Annotated in this window: 18 protein-coding genes and 1 pseudogene; 8 read left to right on the top strand and 11 right to left on the bottom strand. The window is 65.4% G+C overall.

Annotated features, from left to right (window positions below; genetic code table 11):
• Window positions 1-16: 16 nt before the first annotated feature.
• From EH209_RS07710 to EH209_RS07680, 7 genes are all read right to left on the bottom strand, one after another.
• A complete protein-coding gene (locus EH209_RS07710; RefSeq protein ID WP_126662294.1) occupies window positions 17-1507 on the bottom strand; it encodes an HNH endonuclease in 1491 nt (496 codons plus the stop codon).
• 118 nt (window positions 1508-1625) lie between these two features.
• Complete coding sequence (locus EH209_RS07705; protein ID WP_126662293.1) at window positions 1626-1925, bottom strand: HalOD1 output domain-containing protein; 300 nt, start codon at window positions 1923-1925, stop codon at window positions 1626-1628.
• 192 nt (window positions 1926-2117) lie between these two features.
• Complete coding sequence (gene gnd / locus EH209_RS07700) at window positions 2118-3017, bottom strand: phosphogluconate dehydrogenase (NAD(+)-dependent, decarboxylating) (protein WP_126662292.1); 900 nt, start codon at window positions 3015-3017, stop codon at window positions 2118-2120.
• A 295-nt stretch (window positions 3018-3312) separates the two neighbouring features.
• Window positions 3313-3750 (bottom strand): hypothetical protein, encoded by a 438-nt coding sequence (locus tag EH209_RS07695; RefSeq protein WP_126662291.1) that lies wholly within the window; start codon window positions 3748-3750, stop codon window positions 3313-3315.
• 124 nt (window positions 3751-3874) lie between these two features.
• Window positions 3875-4339 (bottom strand): copper resistance protein CopD, encoded by a 465-nt coding sequence (locus tag EH209_RS07690; protein ID WP_126662290.1) that lies wholly within the window; start codon window positions 4337-4339, stop codon window positions 3875-3877.
• A 79-nt stretch (window positions 4340-4418) separates the two neighbouring features.
• Window positions 4419-4973, bottom strand: a complete 555-nt coding sequence (locus tag EH209_RS07685) for a metal-dependent hydrolase (RefSeq protein ID WP_126662289.1) — start codon at window positions 4971-4973, stop codon at window positions 4419-4421.
• A gap of 66 nt (window positions 4974-5039) precedes the next feature.
• Window positions 5040-5522, bottom strand: coding sequence for a deoxyuridine 5'-triphosphate nucleotidohydrolase (locus EH209_RS07680; protein ID WP_126662288.1), 483 nt, complete (start codon window positions 5520-5522; stop codon window positions 5040-5042).
• A 241-nt stretch (window positions 5523-5763) separates the two neighbouring features.
• On the opposite strand from EH209_RS07680, the gene EH209_RS07675 reads away from it, so the two are divergent.
• The gene (locus EH209_RS07675; protein WP_126662287.1) at window positions 5764-7737 is read left to right on the top strand and encodes an aconitate hydratase; all 1974 of its coding nucleotides are present in this window, start codon (window positions 5764-5766) and stop codon (window positions 7735-7737) included.
• A gap of 274 nt (window positions 7738-8011) precedes the next feature.
• Here the strand turns inward: EH209_RS07675 and EH209_RS07670 are convergent, their stop codons facing one another.
• Window positions 8012-9199: an ATP-binding protein gene (locus tag EH209_RS07670; protein WP_126662286.1), complete on the bottom strand. Its 1188-nt coding sequence runs from the start codon at window positions 9197-9199 to the stop codon at window positions 8012-8014.
• 147 nt (window positions 9200-9346) lie between these two features.
• On the opposite strand from EH209_RS07670, the pseudogene EH209_RS07665 reads away from it, so the two are divergent.
• Together EH209_RS07665 and EH209_RS07660 are read left to right on the top strand one after the other, a co-directional pair.
• Window positions 9347-10377, top strand: a pseudogene (locus EH209_RS07665) (M42 family peptidase).
• A 95-nt stretch (window positions 10378-10472) separates the two neighbouring features.
• Window positions 10473-11396, top strand: a complete 924-nt coding sequence (locus EH209_RS07660; protein ID WP_126662285.1) for an LLM class oxidoreductase — start codon at window positions 10473-10475, stop codon at window positions 11394-11396.
• A 33-nt stretch (window positions 11397-11429) separates the two neighbouring features.
• Here EH209_RS07660 and EH209_RS07655 read toward each other — a convergent pair whose 3' ends face one another.
• Both EH209_RS07655 and EH209_RS07650 read right to left on the bottom strand, forming a co-directional pair.
• The gene (locus tag EH209_RS07655) at window positions 11430-12359 is read right to left on the bottom strand and encodes a hypothetical protein (protein WP_126662284.1); all 930 of its coding nucleotides are present in this window, start codon (window positions 12357-12359) and stop codon (window positions 11430-11432) included.
• 1 nt (window position 12360) lies between these two features.
• A complete protein-coding gene (locus EH209_RS07650; RefSeq protein ID WP_126662283.1) occupies window positions 12361-12984 on the bottom strand; it encodes a DUF7344 domain-containing protein in 624 nt (207 codons plus the stop codon).
• A gap of 513 nt (window positions 12985-13497) precedes the next feature.
• Between EH209_RS07650 and EH209_RS07645 the strand changes: the two genes are divergently transcribed.
• The 5 genes from EH209_RS07645 to EH209_RS07630 all read left to right on the top strand — a co-directional run bounded on the left by EH209_RS07645 (window position 13498) and on the right by EH209_RS07630 (window position 17630).
• Window positions 13498-14037, top strand: a complete 540-nt coding sequence (locus tag EH209_RS07645; protein WP_229380073.1) for a DUF1102 domain-containing protein — start codon at window positions 13498-13500, stop codon at window positions 14035-14037.
• 15 nt (window positions 14038-14052) lie between these two features.
• Window positions 14053-14649, top strand: coding sequence for a hypothetical protein (locus tag EH209_RS07640; protein WP_126662282.1), 597 nt, complete (start codon window positions 14053-14055; stop codon window positions 14647-14649).
• Between the two features lie 3 nt (window positions 14650-14652).
• A complete protein-coding gene (locus tag EH209_RS24945; RefSeq protein WP_267878286.1) occupies window positions 14653-14778 on the top strand; it encodes a hypothetical protein in 126 nt (41 codons plus the stop codon).
• 116 nt (window positions 14779-14894) lie between these two features.
• Window positions 14895-16055 carry a signal peptidase I gene (locus EH209_RS07635; protein ID WP_126662281.1) on the top strand — a complete coding sequence of 387 codons (1161 nt, stop codon included), beginning with the start codon at window positions 14895-14897 and terminating at the stop codon, window positions 16053-16055.
• 3 nt (window positions 16056-16058) lie between these two features.
• On the top strand, window positions 16059-17630 hold the full coding sequence (locus tag EH209_RS07630; RefSeq protein ID WP_164722009.1) for a DUF5305 family protein: 1572 nt from the start codon (window positions 16059-16061) through the stop codon (window positions 17628-17630).
• Between the two features lie 27 nt (window positions 17631-17657).
• On the opposite strand, the gene EH209_RS07625 is transcribed toward EH209_RS07630, so the two are convergent.
• Window positions 17658-18059, bottom strand: coding sequence for a hypothetical protein (locus tag EH209_RS07625; protein WP_126662280.1), 402 nt, complete (start codon window positions 18057-18059; stop codon window positions 17658-17660).
• Window positions 18060-18076: the final 17 nt, after the last annotated feature.

Here is an 18076-nt window from a genome sequence, read left to right as displayed (position 1 = left end):
TATCCTGCCGGCGGTCCTACGTCGATTCGAATCCGTGTCGCTCTCGATGGGCGGCCAAGAACGTCGCGTGCGGCCGATGCTCCGTTTCGTCGGGGAGCGTTAGTTCCTCGCCCTCGAGTCGCGCGAACTCCTCGTACCCCTCGAGGTCGGGACGGTCGGCGACCAACACGCGGTAGTCGTCGGTCACCGCGAGCCACCCGACGTCGAACGCCCAGTGGTGAAGCCGGCAGAGCGCGAGGCCGTTCCGGACGGTATCGCGTCCGTTCTCCTTCTTCGGGTAGATGTGGGCGGCTTCGATGTCGACGGTTCCGGCGGGCGACTCGCGGGACGCGCCGCAGATCGCACAGCGCCGGTCGTAGGCGGTTGTAACTCGTTTCGCGAAGGCGCTCGAGCGGACGCGCCGCTGCGTCGCGGTGAACGCCTCATCGTCGGCCGTGAGCGCGGGTTCGTCTGCATTTCCTCCACCGCCGGCGTCGGTTTCGGTCGACACGCTACCGGTTTCGGTGCCGTCGCCGACCACCGAGTCGGCGAGCGCTGCGAATTCGGCCGGGTCGTCGATTTCGAGTCGTTCCAGCGTGAACCGGTAGACCAGTCGATCGCCGTCGGCGTCGGCCACATACTCGGCGTCGACGACGTCGACCAACCCCTCATACCGGAGCCGGTCCGCGTCCGCCGGCTGGTAGAAGAAGTAAACCGGCACGACGGCCCCTTCGGCGTGGTCGACCAGGGCCCCGTTCGCGGGCGTCAAGTGCTGGTCACCTTTTGAGGGGACGCCCTCCCCGATGTAGGTGAACCGCTCGCCCTCGAGGTCGTCCCCGTACGGGCCGTCCTCGCGAGCCTTCAGGATGATGTACGCCAGGTCTCCGTCGCCGTCCGTCCGCGGGTTGATCCCCTTGATGTAGGAGCCGAAACTCGTGTCGAACGCCGCCTCGAGTTCCGACTGCGAGTACTCGGTTCCGCGCTCGAGCGCCGGAAGCCCGGACGCGACCCGTCTCGCCAGTCGCTCGCCGCTTTCGGTCAGCGAGTTCAGGTCGTCCGATCGCTCGACGTAGCCAAGACTCTGCAGCCAGCCACGGTGCTGTGCGGGACCGGAGGGGTCGGTCCACTCGACCTCCGAATGGTCGGCTGCGATCGCCGCGCCGAGTTCGGCATCCGTCTTCGGCCCGTCGAGCAGCGCCTCGAGGAGCGTCTCGAACCCGTGGACGTTCTCGACGAGCGCCTCGAACAGGATCTCGGGGTCCGACTCCGCGACCCACCGGACGCCCCGGTCGGTGAGTCGGACCCGTTCTTCCTCGAGTACAAGCAACCCGATCCGTTCGAGAAACCGCAGTCGGTCGGTGATTCCCTCGTCGCTGGTCGCCCGCGTGTTGGCTTTTACCCACTCGAGCAGCGCCGGCAGCGCCGGCTCCTCGGTGAGCACGTAGTGACAGCACTCCTCGAGGACGGCCGTGTAGTTCCCCGCACCGTCGAAGAACCGAACGGTGATGTTCAGTTTGTCTTCACCCATCCACGCGCTATCGGTCGGCCCCACGAGAGATAAACGGTCTGGACTCTCTCGAGAACGGACGGGTCGAACGTAGCGACTGGCCGTCGACCGAACGTCGGTCTCCGACCGCGAAAACAGCCTACAGGGAGGGACCGGAAACGCCGGAGGATCGATCGGAGCCGATCGTGACGGGTTCGAGCGAGATTTCGATTTCCTTGCCCGTGCCATCGACGACGACGGTGTGACCGGCGTACTCGAACTCGAGGGACGAGAATCCGGAACTTGAGGAGAGAGTGTCGATGACTTCGGGATCGATAACGTTGTAGAGCGGATCGAGTTCGACCGGATCGATTCCGGAGGCGTCGGCGACGAGTTCGATGACGGCCATACTCAGATCTTCGTCTGCTGCCGGAACCGCTGTCGGGTTCTGAGAGTTCATGACTGTTTCTGTTGAGACCGGGAGTAAAGAAAATGACTCAATTTTTCGCACTGCGTGGGCCAGGCAAAATCACAGTTCGACAAGACGGCACGTTATGACCGTTGCTGGACGTCCTCAATCGCGCGAACCGTCAGCGACGGTCGAATTGCGTCGTCGAGTCGACCGTCCGGTTACCACGTTCGTCCGATTGCCTTACTCGCGTCGCGGGACCTCGTGGCGGCCGAACCCGTACCGGAGCCGGTTCGCGAGGCGCCGCGAGAAGCGACCGTCGTCGGCCCGCGACCCGAACCGTTCGGAGAGCGCCGTGTAGATCAGGGGAAGCGGCACCTCCTGTTCTAAGGCCTCCTGGACGGTCCAGGTGCCGGTCGAGCCGCCTTCGACGCGGTCGGCGACGGTTCCGAGGCTATTGCCCTCTTCGCGGAACGCTTCTTCGCAGAGCTCGAGCAGCCACGACCGGATGACGGCGCCGTTGTTCCAGACCGACGCGACCGACTCGAGGTCCAGATCGTAGCGGCCCTCGTGGAGCAACTCGAAGCCCTCGCCGTACGTCTGCATTAGGGCGTACTCGACGCCGTTGTGGATCATCTTCACGTAGTGACCCGAGCCGGCGGGTCCCATGTGCTCGTGGCCGTCGGGCCCGGTCGCGACCGCGTCGAAGACGGGCGTCAGTTCGTCGTAGGCCCACTCGGGGCCGCCGATCATCAGCGAGAAGCCAAGTTCCGCGCCCGCGGGGCCGCCGGAGGTGCCACAGTCCAGATACGCCGCGGGACAGGACTCCGCGCGGCGCACGGAGTCCTCGAAGTAGGAGTTGCCGCCGTCGACAACGACGTCGTCGCCGTCGAGGTGGCTCTCGAGTTCCTCGAGGGTCGCGTCGACGGCCTCCCCGGCGGGCACCATCAGCCAGATGCGCTTCTCCTCGCCGAGTCGGTCGGTGAGGTCGGCGATCGACTCCGCCGGCTCGGCGCCGGCGTCGGCGGCCGTCGCGACGGCCTCTGCGTCGAGGTCGAAGGCGACGACGTCGTGGCCGGCCTCGAGGCTGCGGTCGACGACGATCTGTCCCATGCGTCCGAGTCCGATTACGCCCAGTTGCATGGAGACCACTCGGCGGGGCTGCGAGGTAGTGGTTGTGATTTCGCGGGCTGTAGCGTCTTCCCGGCGCGTCGACTCGTGCGCGTTTCGACGGCCTGTTCGATCGCGTTCTCCCGTTCGATCACTCACTCGAGCGCGCGACGTAGCGTCGCTCTCGATGGAAGCGCGCTGGCACCGCCTCTGTACGACCGCTGATATCGTTACCCGACGCTGTCGGCGGAGAAGGAACGAACTGCAACGTACCGCTAGCGTACCGTTTCGCTCGCAACCGGTGTAGTGACCCGAGTCAGCCGGCCGATCAGTGCAGCGGCTTCTCGAGTCGGGCCCAGCCGATCGCGTCGAGGACGACAATGCGTTCGTTGTGGCGGACGTAGACGCCGTTGTACTCTCCGCCGGAGCCGCTGTAGTAGGGCAGCGAGCCGCGGACGGTATCGACGACGGACCAGGCGCCGTCCCGGTCGATCGTCACGTGTTCCCATTCCTCGCGCGCGTCGTTGCGGACCGCGCGGCCGATGGCGCGTCGCGCGCCTGGAATCTTGCCCAGTCGCTGGGAGGTGCTGTCAACGACGGTCGCGCCGTCGGGAACCTCGTTGCGGCCGATGATTCGTGCGCCGAGGTTCGCTTTCGATCGCGACGGCGAATCGGTGCGCTGACCCGAGCGAAGTGCGTATCCGGCGACTGCGGCCGTTCCGACCGCCAGCAACGACAGCGCCATTTCTTTGCCCCTGATCATCATGGGAGTACCTTACAGTAACTGATTAAGTATCTTTCGCAAGAATGTCCGGCTTTCGTTGGCGTCCGAACGACAGGATTGCGGCGCAAACTGTCCCGTTCGGTTGACGGTCGCCGTTCGACGGACTTCAGAGAAGCGCCGCGGCGTTGGACGTGATCGCGCCGCCGACGACGAGCAATCCGACGGCGACGACCGCCCCCGCCCGGTATACGGGAAGCGCGTTGGCCGCCGGCTCGCGGAGTTTCTTCCCGTTGAGTCCCGTCTCGAGTCGCTTCGCTCCGATCTCGACGAGACCGGCCAGAAGCGCCCAGAGGACCACCATTCCGAGCACCAGGTGACCGTTGGTCGTCTCGAAGAGCCGTGCCGTCGTGTAGCGCTGGCCGGCGAGGTGGCCGCCGGAGAGCAGCAAAACGAGGGCGCTCACGCGCGAGATAGTGGTCAGTTTCCCGGAGATCGCCTCGAGGGGCTTGGTCGTGTTGAACGCGCCGTCCCGCGCAAGGGGCAACACGACGAACGCGACGTAAAAGACGCTGCCGGCCCAGATCCCGGCGAAGATCAGGTGAATTGTCTGGGCGAGGAACGCATCAACCATACCGACTGCCTCGGAGGGATGGAGTATCAGCGTTCCGACTCGCGGCCGAACGCGACGTCGACTCGGGCGACGAGTCCTGTCACTCGAGCCAGTCGGGGAGCCACGCGACCAGCCGTCGCCGGAGGAGCGCGTAGACGATCGAGAGGACGACGCCGACGAGAACGATGACAGTGATCGGCCCGTCGAAGACCGCCAGCGCAGGAATTGCGAGGATAGTGGCGAGCGCAGCGTCCTCTGGGGCGCCGTCGTACCGGATCCAGCGCCGCGGTCGGAGCCACCGGCCGCGGACGTGGTCGTAGACGGCCCGGTCGTGTCGGTGGTTCCACGGGTCCATCTCGGGACCGCTGCCGGCGGCGTCACTGACCGCGTGGAGCCACGCGGCGACGGCGAAGGCAGCGAGCGCGGCCGTGAGCGAGCCGGGGACGGCGACGGCGACGGCGACCGCGAGAACGGCGACCGCGGCGCCCGCCACCGGGAAGTGAAACGTCCGTCGGTGGTCGAAAACGAGGTCGAAATCGGGGGCGAGCCCGCCGAGTATCGCCCCGACGGCCAGCGGCGTCGCCAGCTCCGGCAGCAGGTAGGCGACCGGGGCGACGGCGGCGAGCCCCGCGAACACGTGCGTCGTCGCCATCATCGGTACCACTCCCTCAGACGGATGGTCACAAACGGATACGCGAACCGGCACGCCGCCGCCATCGATTCACTCGAGGCCTTCGCCCTGATAACTCCCGTCGTAGACGCCCTCGTGGTCGGCTTCCGCGAGGACCAGCTGGGCGATCCGGGCGCCGCGTTCGATCTCGACGTCGTGGTGGACCTGTAACAGGCCCTCGCCGCGGCCCTCGTAGCCGGCGTCCCAGACGGCCGTGTTCAGCATACAGGAGTTACGCATCAGCGACGAGCGAGGATAGACGAAGCCGATGTGGCCCTCCGGAATTTCGATCCGCTCGCCATAGCGGGCGACGTACGCGCCCTCCGGCAGGTAGTAGGTGTCGGGATCCTTCTGCTCGAGTTCCTCGAGGGGACGGGCGACGCGATCGCCGACTTGCTTGCCATCCCGGCCGATTCGACCCGGCTCGAGCTGTTCGAAGACGACGTCCAGCGTGAGGTCGACGCCGTTGGGCTGGATCTGATCGGCGGCCGTCGGCGAGACGTGCTCGGCGACGAACGTACCGGAGCGGAACATGTACTCCAGACGCTTCGGGACGGAGAAAAGCGTACCGTTCGGGACGGCCCGTACGGGACGGCCACGCGTCCCATGCCGGTCGGTATCGGGCCCCGACGGACGCGTCCGCGCACCCTTCGTCGTCCGTCCGCTTGCTCGGCAATAATTACGGGAAAACTGTCGTGTTTGCCTCTCTTACCCCTGCGCTGGCTCGTGGAAACACGCTGGATTTATCACGACGGAAAGCCGAGTTTTGGGTGCTATGGGACAGACTCTCACCGAGAAGATTCTCGACGACCACCTCGTCGAGGGCGAACTCGAGACCGGCGAGGAGATCGGGATCGAGATCGACCAAGTGCTCACACAGGACACGACCGGGACGATGGTCTGGCTCCAGTTCGAAGCCATGGGACTGGACGAGGTCCAGACCGAGATCGCCGCTCAGTACTGTGACCACCAGACGTACCAGTTCGACTTTAAGAATACTGACGACCACCGTTTCCTCCGCTCTGCGGCCGGTACCTACGGCGCATATTTCTCTCGCCCCGGTAACGGCATCTGCCACAACGTCCACCGCGAGAACTTCGCGGCCCCCGGCAAGACGCTGCTGGGTTCGGACAGCCACACGCCCACGCCCGGCGGTCTCGGCGAACTCGCCATCGGATCCGGCGGGATCGACGTCACCGTCGCCATGGGCGGCGCACCGTACTACATCGAGATGCCCGAAGTCGTCAACGTCCGCCTCGAGGGCGAACTCCCCGAGTGGGCCACCGCGAAGGACGTCATCCTCGAGTTGCTCCGTCGTCTCTCCGTGAAAGGCGGCGTCGGCAAAATCCTCGAGTACACCGGTCCGGGCGTCGAGACCCTGACCGCTCCCGAGCGGATGACCATCACCAACATGGGGACGGAACTCGGCGCAACGACGTCGATCTTCCCGACCGACGAGCAGACCGAGGACTACCTCCAGCGCGTCGGCCGCGGCGACGAGTACGAGGAGCTCCAGCCCGACGACGACGCCGAGTACGACGACGAGATCGTCGTCGACCTTTCGGACCTCGAGCCGCTGATCGCACAGCCCTCGATGCCCGACAAGGTCGTTCCCGTCAGCGAAGTCGAAGGCGAGTCCGTCGAGCAGGTCATCGTCGGCTCCTGTACGAACGGCGGCTACGAGGACATCCTCCCCGTCGCCAAAATGCTCGAGGGTCGCGAGACCTCGATGGAGACCGAGACGATCGTCGCACCCGGCTCCAAGCAGGCCTCCGAGATGCTCGCCCGTGAGGGCTGGGTCGCGGAGATGATGGCCGCCGGCGTCAACTTCTCTGAGGCGACGTGTGGTGCCTGTATCGGCATCGGTCACGTCCCCTCCTCGGACTCCGTCTCGCTGCGAACCTTCAACCGCAACTTCGAAGGTCGTTCGGGTATCGAAGACGACAACGTCTACCTCTGCTCGCCGGAGGTCGCCGCCGCTGCGTCGCTCAAAGGCGAAATCGTCGATCCGCGCAACCTTGCCGACGAACTCGGCGACCTCGAGGCCCCCGGCGTCGAGCTCCCCGACGAGTACGACGGCTCCAAGACGGACCTCATCAGTCCCAACGAAGCTGTCGACGACGAACTCATCAAGGGTCCGAACATCGGCGACGTCCCGCTGAAGGACCAGCTCGACTCCGACATCGCGGGTGAGGCCCTCCTGAAGATGGAGGACAACATCACGACCGACCACATCATCCCGGCGACCCAGGACATCCTGATGTACCGGTCGAACATCGACAAGCTCTCCGAGTTTACCCTCTCGCGCGTCGACGACACGTTCGCCGAGCGCGCTCGAGAGGCCGACGGCGGCGTCCTCGTCGCCGGCGAGAACTACGGTCAGGGCTCCTCGCGAGAGCACGCCGCGATGTGTCCGATGTACCTCGGTATCGAGGCCGTCCTCGCACAGAGCTTCGCCCGGATCCACCGCGCGAACCTCTTCAACTTCGGTATCGTCCCGCTGACGATCGACGAGGACACCTACGCCGACATCGACCAGGGCGACGAGGTCGAGATCGTCGACGACGTCTACGACGCCGTCACCTCCGGTCAGGAGGAGTTCACGGTCCGCGTCAACGGCGACGAGGAGTACACCGCTACCCTCGACGCCTCCGAGCGCGAACGCGACATCCTCGCGGCCGGCGGCAAGCTCGCCTGGACGAAAGAACAGGCCGAGGGCGGCAGCGGCGCCGCGCCCGCCGACGACTGATCGGCTCGCTTCAGCGAGCGAATCACTGTTTCGATTTTTTGTTCCTCTGTTGGAATCCTCACTGACCGTTGGGAGTTGTTCGCTGCACACTATAGATAACGGATGTAATACGTTGGGTAGAAAACTATCCCAGTTCTGTTAATATCAGTTAGGTGTGCGGAACTCCTCGGATACCGCACCTCGGCGTATCGAAGCGGTCAATACGTCTCCTAATCAAATAACCGCAGCCGAAATACAGGCGCGCGATCGGGTGGAGGAGATGCAGATAGGCTGTTCAGGTCGATATTAAGTCGCTCGGTGGAGGCGGGTTCTCTGTCTCATTGGTCACTGCCGGTAACGAAAACGTGAACGTCGTCCCCTCTCCGGGACTGGAATCGACCCGGATCTCGCCGCCGTGACGTTTGACGATGCGTTCACAGAGTGCGAGCCCGATTCCCGTCCCTGAATGCTCGTCCTGACTGTGCAGGCGCTGGAACACCTCGAAGATGCGATCTTGGTCCTCCGAATCGATCCCGATGCCGTTATCGCGAACCGAGATTATCCACTCCTCGGTATCGGGTTCGGCGGAAACGTCGATCCGCGGCGGCTCGTCGCCGCTGTACTCGATCGCGTTCGACAAGAGGTTCTGAAAGAGTTGGCGTAATTGACTCCGATCTCCCTCGACGTGCGGTAACTCGCCGGTTTCGATACTGGTGTCGGTCTCGTCGATCTGCAGTTGAAGATCCTCCCGAACGTTGGCGACTACCTCGGCGAGATCGACGGGTTCGAACTGTTCACCCTGTGTATCCACGCGTGAATACTCGAGCAACCCGTCGATCATTTCTTTCATACGCACCGAGCCGTCGATCGCGTACTCGAGGAACTCCTCGCCGTCGTCGTCGAGTTCGTCACCATATCGGCGGTCGACGAGTTCCAGATAACTCGAGACCATCCGGAGGGGCTCTTGCAGGTCGTGAGACGCGGCGTACGCGAACTGCTCTAAGCGTTCGTTCGATTCCCTGAGCTCCGCTTGCGTCCGTTCAAGTTGGTGATTTTGCCGTTCGAGTCGATAGGCATGTGTTTTCGCTTGCGCGGCGTACGTCCCCACGCCGTATCCAGCGACACAACTGAAGCCTGTGAGTATAGAGACAGACCACAGTGGGCTGGAGAGATTCGGTCCGGGCTGGAGGTTGTAGAGCGCGAGAATGGCGAGCATCACCCCGATTCCGACGAGGCACCAGCCTGCAATCGTGGAATAGAATCTCGGGTGGATGTCGGTGTCGGGCAATCGATATCCACCAATGAGGAGGACGAATCCGGAGCCGCCGATGAAGCTGGAGACGAAGAGAACACTCGGAAGGGTCAGCTTCGGAGTGGTAGGCAGAAACGCCCATCCAACAGCAAGGGCGAGGTACAGCCCCCCAAGAAGGATGATCGCGTTCCTCCCGCCTATGACGGCCATGGAGCGGTCCCAGAGGCGCATTGACGTGTTTGCACCAGGGCCGACTATAGTCCTTACGACTCGACCAGTGGATACCCGTTTAGTGTTCAGTTCGCGCGTACAGTGACTGCGTATTTCGGATCGAAATGAATGTGGTTATATCCAACTCTCCGACCGTATGATTCGGATATGGAATCTACGTCGCGCGGTTTCCTCGTTGAACTGCTCGAGACGCCCTCGCCGTCGGGCTACGAAACTCGCGGACAGCGCGTTTGGCTCGACTACGTCGAACGATTCGCGGACGACGTTCGTACGGACGCTTACGAGAACGTAATCGCCGTTCACGAGGGGGACCCCGACGCGCCCGAAGTGGACCTCACTGGCCACGCCGACGAGAACGGATTCGTCAGACCGGGACGCATCGGCGGTAGCGACCCGTCGGTTTCTCGGGGCCAGCACGTGACGATTCACGCCGCAGACAGTCCCGTCGAGGGAGTCATCGGACAGACGGCGATCCACCTCCGCGAAGAGAGCGACGACGGACCCGAGATATCGGATCTCTGGATCGACGTCGGGGCCGAAAGCGAGGAGGAAGCGAGCGGACGCCTCGAAATCGGCGACCGATTACGTTCTCGTCGACGGTCTCCTGGCTCTCGGAGACGCGCCTCGCCGCCCGCGGTCTCGACGATCGCGTCGGGACGTGGGCCGCCGCCGAAGGCTTCCGCACGGCCGTCGAAGCCGGCAGCGAGGCGACCGTCTACGCCGTTTCGACCGTCTAGGAGGAGGTCGGCGTCAAAGGGGAGCAGATGGTCGGTTTCGACCTCGAACCCGATGCCGTCGTTGTCGTCGACGTCGGTCACGCGGTCGACTACCCCTCGGCACCGAGCGAGAAGACGAGCCGAATGGAACTCGGCGAGGGACCGGCCTTGGGACGGGGGAGTACGAATCATCCGACGCTCTTCGAGGCGCTCCGGTCGGTAGCCGACGACCGAGAGATCGGCGTCCAGGTCGAAGCGCTCGGTCTCGGGACGGGAACTGACGCCGACGGCTTCTTCACCGCGGCCGGCGGAATCCCCTCGCAAGTCGTCAGCGTTCCCAACCGGTACATGCACACCCCCGTAGAGGTGATCGACACCAACGATCTCGAGGCCGTGGCGGCGCTGCTCGGCGCATTCGCGAGTAGCGCGCGCGAGTTCGCCCCGTTCGCTGTCGATATCTGACCACCCTCGAGACGATGAGCGTCGCGAACGCGAGATACGACACCGGTACTCGCGAACCGGTACCGACATCCGATCGGAGCCGATAGCTCGACCGAATGCCGACCCGTGGACACGAAAACGAGGGCTACCGACGACTGTTCGACAGCGACGGCCTGACCTTCGGCGCCGGTTTCCCGCTAACGGGAGCGAACCGCTCGACGCCCGACATCGAAGCCGAACTGCGACTCGCCGAACGCGCCGAGGCGGTCGGCTTCGACGGCCTCTGGGCGCGAGACGTTCCGACCTACTGGCCGAAGTTCGGCGACGCCGGCCAGACGTTCGACACGTGGCCGTGGCTCTCCCACGTCGCGACCCGAACTAACGACATCGCACTCGGTACCTCGAGTATCGTCCTCACGCTCCGGCATCCGATCCATGTCGCCAAATCCGCTGCGACCGTCGACCGGCTCTCGGACGGCCGGCTCGTCCTCGGCGTCGCCTCTGGCGACCGCGACCCCGAGTACCCCGCCTTCGGCGTCGACCGCGAGGAGCGGGGCCGGGCGTTTCGCGACCGGTTCGAGGCCGTCCGCACCGTCTGGCGGGAGGACTTTCCGACTGTCGAGGGCGAATGGGGCTCCTTATCAGGCGACCTCGAGGTCGTCCCCGAGCCCACGACCGAAACGATCCCGCTCCTCCCGACGGGCAACGCCCGCCAGTCCCGCGAGTGGATCGCCGAGCACGGGGATGGCTGGTTATTCTATCACCTCCCGGAACGCACGCTGGAAGAGTACCTCGTCGAGTGGCGCGAGTCGGCCGGCGAGAAACCGTTCGCCATCGCGGTTCGCGTCGAGTTTGCCGACGATCCGACGGCCGACGCCGAACCGCTGCACCTTGGCTTTCGGGCCGGCGTCGAGTGGTTCCGGGACTACTTCCGGCGACTCGAGGAGTACGGCCTCGACCACGCCATCATCGGGCTCGAGAACGAGGATCGCGAGGCGGCGCTGTCGACGTTCGCCGACGAAATCATCGAACCGCTGTAGGATTCGGATCCGCAGTCGAGAAGTAGCGACCGATCACGGGCGGTCCCGTGTCGCCTCGGCGGTAGCGCTGAATCCGGCATCGAACAGTTCGACCGTCGCACCCGTCGGGCTACCGGGTTGACCGCCCGGGCTCGCCGGTCCGCCGGGTTCCGCGAGTACGAGTTCGACGGCGGCTCCGTCGAGTATCAGCGCGTCCGCGAGCGCGACGGTGAGTCGGTTCGGCTCCAGCGTCTCGATCGTCGCCAGACGGTCGGCGCCGTCGGCAGTGACCGAGACCGACGGCCCGTCCGCGTCGGTGAAGTCGATCGCGCCGGCAGTCTCGACGTTGCGGTAATCGAGTTTGAGCGCCTCGAGGCCGTGCGTCGTGGTGTCGACGCCCTCCAGTAGCCACCGGTGTTCGAAGACGCCGCCGCCTCGCTGGGACACCGACAGCAGCGCCCGTTCGACCGAAACGCCGGGAACCGAAAGCGAGAGGTCGCGCTCGGCGTCGACCCGAGTCTCCGCGCCCGTCGCCGTGACGTCGACGGTTCCGGTTATCGTCGAGCCGACCAACGATCCGATCGCTGCCGGCGTCGGCTCGACCGTAATCTCCGCGAGGCGGTCGCCCGGGTCCAGCGGATCGCCCGCGTCACCGCCGACGAGCAGTCTGTCTCCGTCGACAGCCGCTGCCTCGTCGGTCGTCCGAATCCGAAATTGGTTGGACGCGAGGGTGAGCGCGATGGGCGCGGAGAGCCCGTTGACGACGGAGAATGTCGCGGGCGACGGCCGGGGGCCGTCTTCGAACAGGGTACCGCCGGCCTCAACGCCGTCCTCGGTCAGTCCCAGGTAGGCGACGGCATCGCCGGCGGCGTCGACGGCCGCGTCTCGCCGGGCCGCCGACCGCGAGAGGCCGAGCGTCTCGACGGCAAGGGTACCGCTCGAGGCGGCCATCAACAGCAGCGCTGCGCGTCTGGTTCGCTTCATCTCATCGCCCCTCTTCCGTTCGGTTCCGGTACTCGAGTTCCACGGCCGGCGGTTCGTCGGCGATACCGAGCCGGTTGCGCCGCGCGTAGTAGCGGTGTGCGAGCGCGGAGACGCCGAAGGCGACGACGACGAACACTCCCCACGCGTGCGACGGGAGGTCGGCGAACAGCGGAAAGCCGGCGACGGTCGCCCCGAGCAACAACGTGGCCACCGCCGTCAGCCCCAGATAGTAGTCGCTCCACGGGATTTCTCGTCCGCGAACGACGTCCATGTAGATCTCGACGTTCTCGAGCGCCGGGGTGGGTTCGACGAGCCCCCGATCGCGGTCGAACTCGACGACGCCGGCCTTATCCAGCTTCGGTAGATGCGACTGCTGGAGCGCCGTATAGACTCGCTTTCGATCGGTACTCGAGACTTCCTCGTAGGCGAGTCCATCCTCCGCCGCGGCGATCTCTTGTGAGAGGTCGCCGATGTCAGCCGTCTCCGCCTCGTCCATCAGCGTGTGAAGGATGTGTCGCCGTCGTCGGTTCGACAGGAGTTCGAAGAGTTCGTCTTCGGTCAATTCGTCTTGGTTTCGTCGCGGGACGTTCCGGTCCCGAGTCTGTTCCGCGTGGCATCCCCCCATTCAATCGAACGTGGGACGCGTACAGAAATAAAACTATTGAAATCCTGAATTTCTTCAATTAAATTATTTTGTGTAGAGAATATTTGTTCTAGTGATAAGCTTCGACCATCCGCCGATCGACGGTCACAGATCCGCTTTCGGGAGTTACCCGGAACGGTCGTCGTCGCTCGATTCTCCCGCGATGCGGGTTCAGTCACCGGTTGACCGAGAGTCAATCGGACCGAGACCGCCTCCAATCGTACTCAGGGGTCGATTGACCGAAAGCCAACGATGCGTCGATCGCAGTCTACGGACCGCTGACTCGCACGCGACTCGAGTCAATCGCCACCATGCGACGTACCACGTTCGCTCCACCGCTCGTTGATAGAAGGGAAACCAGTGTCAGAATTAATTCCACGACTGTATTACAATATCCCCTGCTGTCCATCGCTGAATCGTGGTCCCCGCGAGAAGCGGGGCGACGGGTTCTCGCGGACGACCGTCCGCGAGGTTCCGCTCACCACACCACTAACCATGCAACGACGCAAATTCGTTATCGGAATGGGCGCACTGGCATCCGGAACCGCCGCGGCGATCGGGACGGGGGCGTTCTCGAGCGTGAGCGCGAATCGTGACATCGACGTCGAAGTCGCCGACGACGCTTCGGCCTACCTGCGACTCGAGGGCACCGGCGGCGACAACGCGGACTACGTCACCGACGACGGGAACGACGGCACGCTGACGATCGATCTCAGCCCGAGCAACGACGGCGTCGCGGGCGGCGGCGAGGGCGTCAACCCCGATGCGGTCACGCAGATCGGGAACCTGTTCGACATCGAGAACCAGGGGACGCAGGAAGTCGACGTCATCGTGGCCAAACACGGCGATAACGCCGACCTGGTCGCGTTCTACCCGGACGGCGAGGCCTACGACGGCGACTCGCTGACCGACAGCGCGGTCACGCTCGGCGCCGGCGAGAGCACGACGATCTGTCTCGAAATCGATACCGAAGACAGCGGCCTCGGCGACGGCGACGAACTGCTCGACTCGGTGACCTTCAGCGCGACCGCGTAACTGAGTGGATAACAGATGGAACGACGCAACTTCGTCCTGAGTATCGGCACGCTCGCGGCGGGCAGCGGGCTCGCCCTCGGTACCGGCGCGTTCAGCAGCGTCCAGGCCGAGCGCGACGTCGCCGTCACCGTCTCCGAGGACGCCAGCGCGTACCTTGGCATCCAGCCCGGCGACGGGCCGAACGGCAATTATGTGGACACGACCGACAGCGACGCGCTCGCGATCAATCTGACCGGCGACAACGACAATGTCGGCGACGGTATCGCCGGCGGCCAGGGTCTGAACGCCAACGCGGTCACGGGAATCGAGGACATCTTCCAGATCCAGAACCAGGGCTCCCAGGAGGTCGAACTCCGGGTCACGCCGCTGGCGTTTGGCGACGTGGACTGGCAGGACTTCGACGGCGTGCTTGGTGTCCTGCTCGTGCCCCAGGCCGGCGGAATCGAGATTGATCTCGAGTGGCCGCCGTGGGAGAGCAACTTCATCTCGATCTCGACGCTGTCGCCCGGTGAGGAGATCGAGTTCAGTCTGGCGGCGTTCGCCCTCCCGGAGACGGCGGTGGACTCGGTCGCCGTCAACGACGAGATCGAAATCATTGCAGAGGAGGTCTAAGAGATGACGGACACGACACCGACGCTCGACGACTACGAGACGGTAGCGGGTATCGAATTCGACCTATCCGGTGAGGAACTCGACCGGGAAACGATCAACGCGGAGCTAGAGCGGCTCTTCTCCGCGTAGCGCCGCGACGCCGATTTTCGTCGTAGCGAGCTGCGTTTGACTGTCACCGATACCGCAAATACATGTTATAAATCGAAATATACAAGTAATTTTATAAAATTAGTCTAGGTGTACGAATGATTCACTGGGGGGTGACGCGGGTGTTTCAGGGGCTCGTACTCGCGAGTATCCTCGCCCTGTTCGCGGGGCAGATACTCGGCCAGCCGATCCTGCTGGGGTTCGTCGAGACCGGCAGCATGGAGCCGACCATCGAGACCGGTCACGGGTTCGTCGCGGTTCCGGACGTCGTGACGGACGATCCGGAGCCCGGCGACGTAATCGTCTTCGAGGCCGAGGAGATCGACGGCGGCGGGCTGACGACTCACCGGGTGGTTGAGGAGACCGAGCGGGGATACATCACCAAGGGCGACGCCAATCCGGTTACGGATCAGGACTCGGGGGAACCGCCCGTTCAGGACGGGCAGATCGTCGCGAGCGCCTGGCGACCGACGGGCGAGGTCGTCACGATCCCCCATCTCGGAACCGCCGTGATGACGGTCGGTGACGCCATCGAGTCCGGCCAGAGCCGACTGGCGGTCGCGTTCGGGCTCGGATCGATCCGGGGAACGTCGGGGCTGGCGTATCTGGGACTCGGGCTATCGGGGGCCCTCTACGCCATCGAGACGGCCCGCGAGCGCCGCAGCGTGTCCGACGAGTCGCGGCTGGGCAGCGACGACGGGGTGGCGCTCGATCCGCGACTCCTCTGTGGCGTCTTCGCGCTGCTGGTCGTCGTCGCCGCCGCGGGGGCGATGCTCGTCCCCGCCGGTACCCAATCGTACGGCGTCGTCAGCGCGGAGTTCGACTCCGAGCAGGCGCTGGTGATCGAACGGGGGACCACCGAGACGGTGCCATACGTCGTGGCCAACGACGGGATCGTCCCCGTCGTCTCGTACGTCGAAACGGAAAGCGACCACGTCGCGGTCGACGAGGGACCCGCGACCGTCGGTCCGCGGGACGACGCCGAGGTCCCCCTGTCGATCTCGGCGCCCGCCGAGACCGGCCACTACCCGGCCTACGTCACCGAGTACCGGTACCTGCACGTGCTCCCGCTGCCGGTAATCGACGCCCTCCACGACGTCCATCCGTGGTCGCCCGTCGTCGTCATCGTCTCGCTGCTCGGCGGGCTCACGTACGGTGTCGGCCGCCGGCTCTGTGGTCCCCGCGATCCGCGCTCGCGGCGGGACGCGGCTCGCGACCGGCGGACGAAGACGCGTTCGCTCATCCGGAAACGCTATTAATACATGGTATCGCTACTGACGGACGTCGACAGCGACGAGACGGGGCGGGAGCGACGGCTGCGGCTTCGCGCCCTGCTCGCGGAGTATCGGACGGTGCTACTGATCGCGTTCGTCGTCCTGCTCGGCCTCGGCGCGTGGCTGAGCTACGGCGCCTACGCCACCTCGGAGACGGCGACCGAGCAACAGCTCGAGCACCGCTGGATGGCGACGGGGGAGTTCTCCCACGGTGCCGTCGTCACCGAGTCCAACCCCGTCCATCCCGAGGGGACGCGCCTCGAGAACAAGTCGCTGTACTACGAGGGGATCGCGCCGACGGTCGACGGCGAGTTCGTCGGCGGATACGACGCCGGCGGCGGCGAGAACGTCCGCGTCTCGGTCGCGGTCGACCTCATCTATCGCTCGGTCGACCCGAACGGCGACGGCGTCTACTGGAGCCGACGGGAGGAACTCGAGTCGGCGACGGCGACGGACGTCGCGCCGGGCGAGGCAGTCACCGCGTCGTTCGCGGTCAACGTCACGGCGGTCAAGGAGTCAATCGCCGAGATCGAGCGGGAGGTCGGGGCCGGCCCCGGCGAGACCGAGATCGTCCTCGACCTCGAGCGGACGGTCGACGGCCGGATCGACGGCGAGCGCCGCTCGGCGAACCACAGCTACGAGGTGCCGATCACGACGGACGGGGAGGCGTACCGCCTCGAGGCCGACGGCTCGTACGACGAGCCACGAGAGGAGTACGAGTCCGTCGAGGTTCCTGTCTCGGCAGGGCCGCTTCGATCCGTCGGCGGACCCCTGTTGCTGGGGCTGGGCGCAGCCGGTATCAGTGCCGTGGCGGTCGTAACGCGTCGGTTCCCGGAGCTGACGGAGACCGAACGCGAGTGGCTGGCCTACCGGACCGACCGCTCGGAGTTCGAGGAGGTAATCACGACGGTCAGTCTTCCCGCATCGGAGCTTGCGGAGCCTCGTGCGACGGTCGACTCGCTGGCGACGCTCGCGCGCCTCGGAATCGATCTCGAGGCAGCGGTGCTCTTCGATTCGGACGAGAACCGCTACGTCGTCCGCGGCGACGGCGTCCGATACGTCTTCGAGCCGCCGCGGCCGCCGACCGGGGACGATCTGCTCGCCCCCGTGACGATGGAGGCCGATTCGGCGGCGGACGATACCGACACCGGCCGCGAGGAGCTCGCAGTCGGCGAGGCCGACGGATCCGCCGCGTCGCCGACCGACTCCGATACCGGGTCCGCGCCGGTGACTGTTCCTGACGGTCGCGACGCGGACTCCGACCGATCGGCGCGTCGGGAGACGACCGGGAACGCTGTCGAACCGACTGACCCAGACGTCGAAGCGGCGGCGAGAGCACCTCGCGACTCGTCGAGCGAGACGACCCGCGAGCCGCTGCTCGAGTCGCCGGCGGAGCCGTCGGAGCCGGCGTCCGACTCGACTGCCGGCATCGACGACGAGGACCTGCTCGCACTCGCCGGACTCGAGCCCAGGGACCTTTCGGGGCCCCGCCTGTTCGAGTCGACGGGAGACGGCGACGAAGAGCGAGCGGATCGATCCCAAGGCGGGCCCGATCACTGACAGTGACGGTTCGAGGCGGCCGTCGGCTTAGTCCTCGCCGTCCGCCCGATCGCGAAGCTGTCGCTTCTGCCGGCGTTCGGTCACGTGATCGACGCCGTCGGCCAGTTCCTCGCGGACCTCGGTCTCGAAGGCGTCGACCTCCGCTACGAACTCCTCGGAGAACTCCTCGACGAGTTCGAAGGTCCACTGGTCGCTGACCGCGCCGGCCGGGAGGTGGTCGTCTCTGAGGGCGTCGGCCCACTCCTCGTGGCCGGCCTCGCGGAGGGCGTCCTCGGCGTCGCCCATGCGGTCCATCGCGTGGCCCAGCTCGTGGTGGAACTCGAGTAAGGTCCCGTAAGCCCGATGGACGTACTCGATCCCAAGCTGGAGTTCGTGCAGCGCGTCCGCTTCGACGTCGCTCAACTCGAGGTCGTCCGGGTCGCGTTCCATACCGGTCGGACGCCGAC

The organism is Haloterrigena salifodinae (assembly GCF_003977755.1).
In the GTDB taxonomy this organism is placed as follows: domain Archaea; phylum Halobacteriota; class Halobacteria; order Halobacteriales; family Natrialbaceae; genus Haloterrigena; species Haloterrigena salifodinae.
Note: the sequence above shows the minus strand (reverse complement) of the source record. Positions and strands in the feature narration are given on the sequence as shown.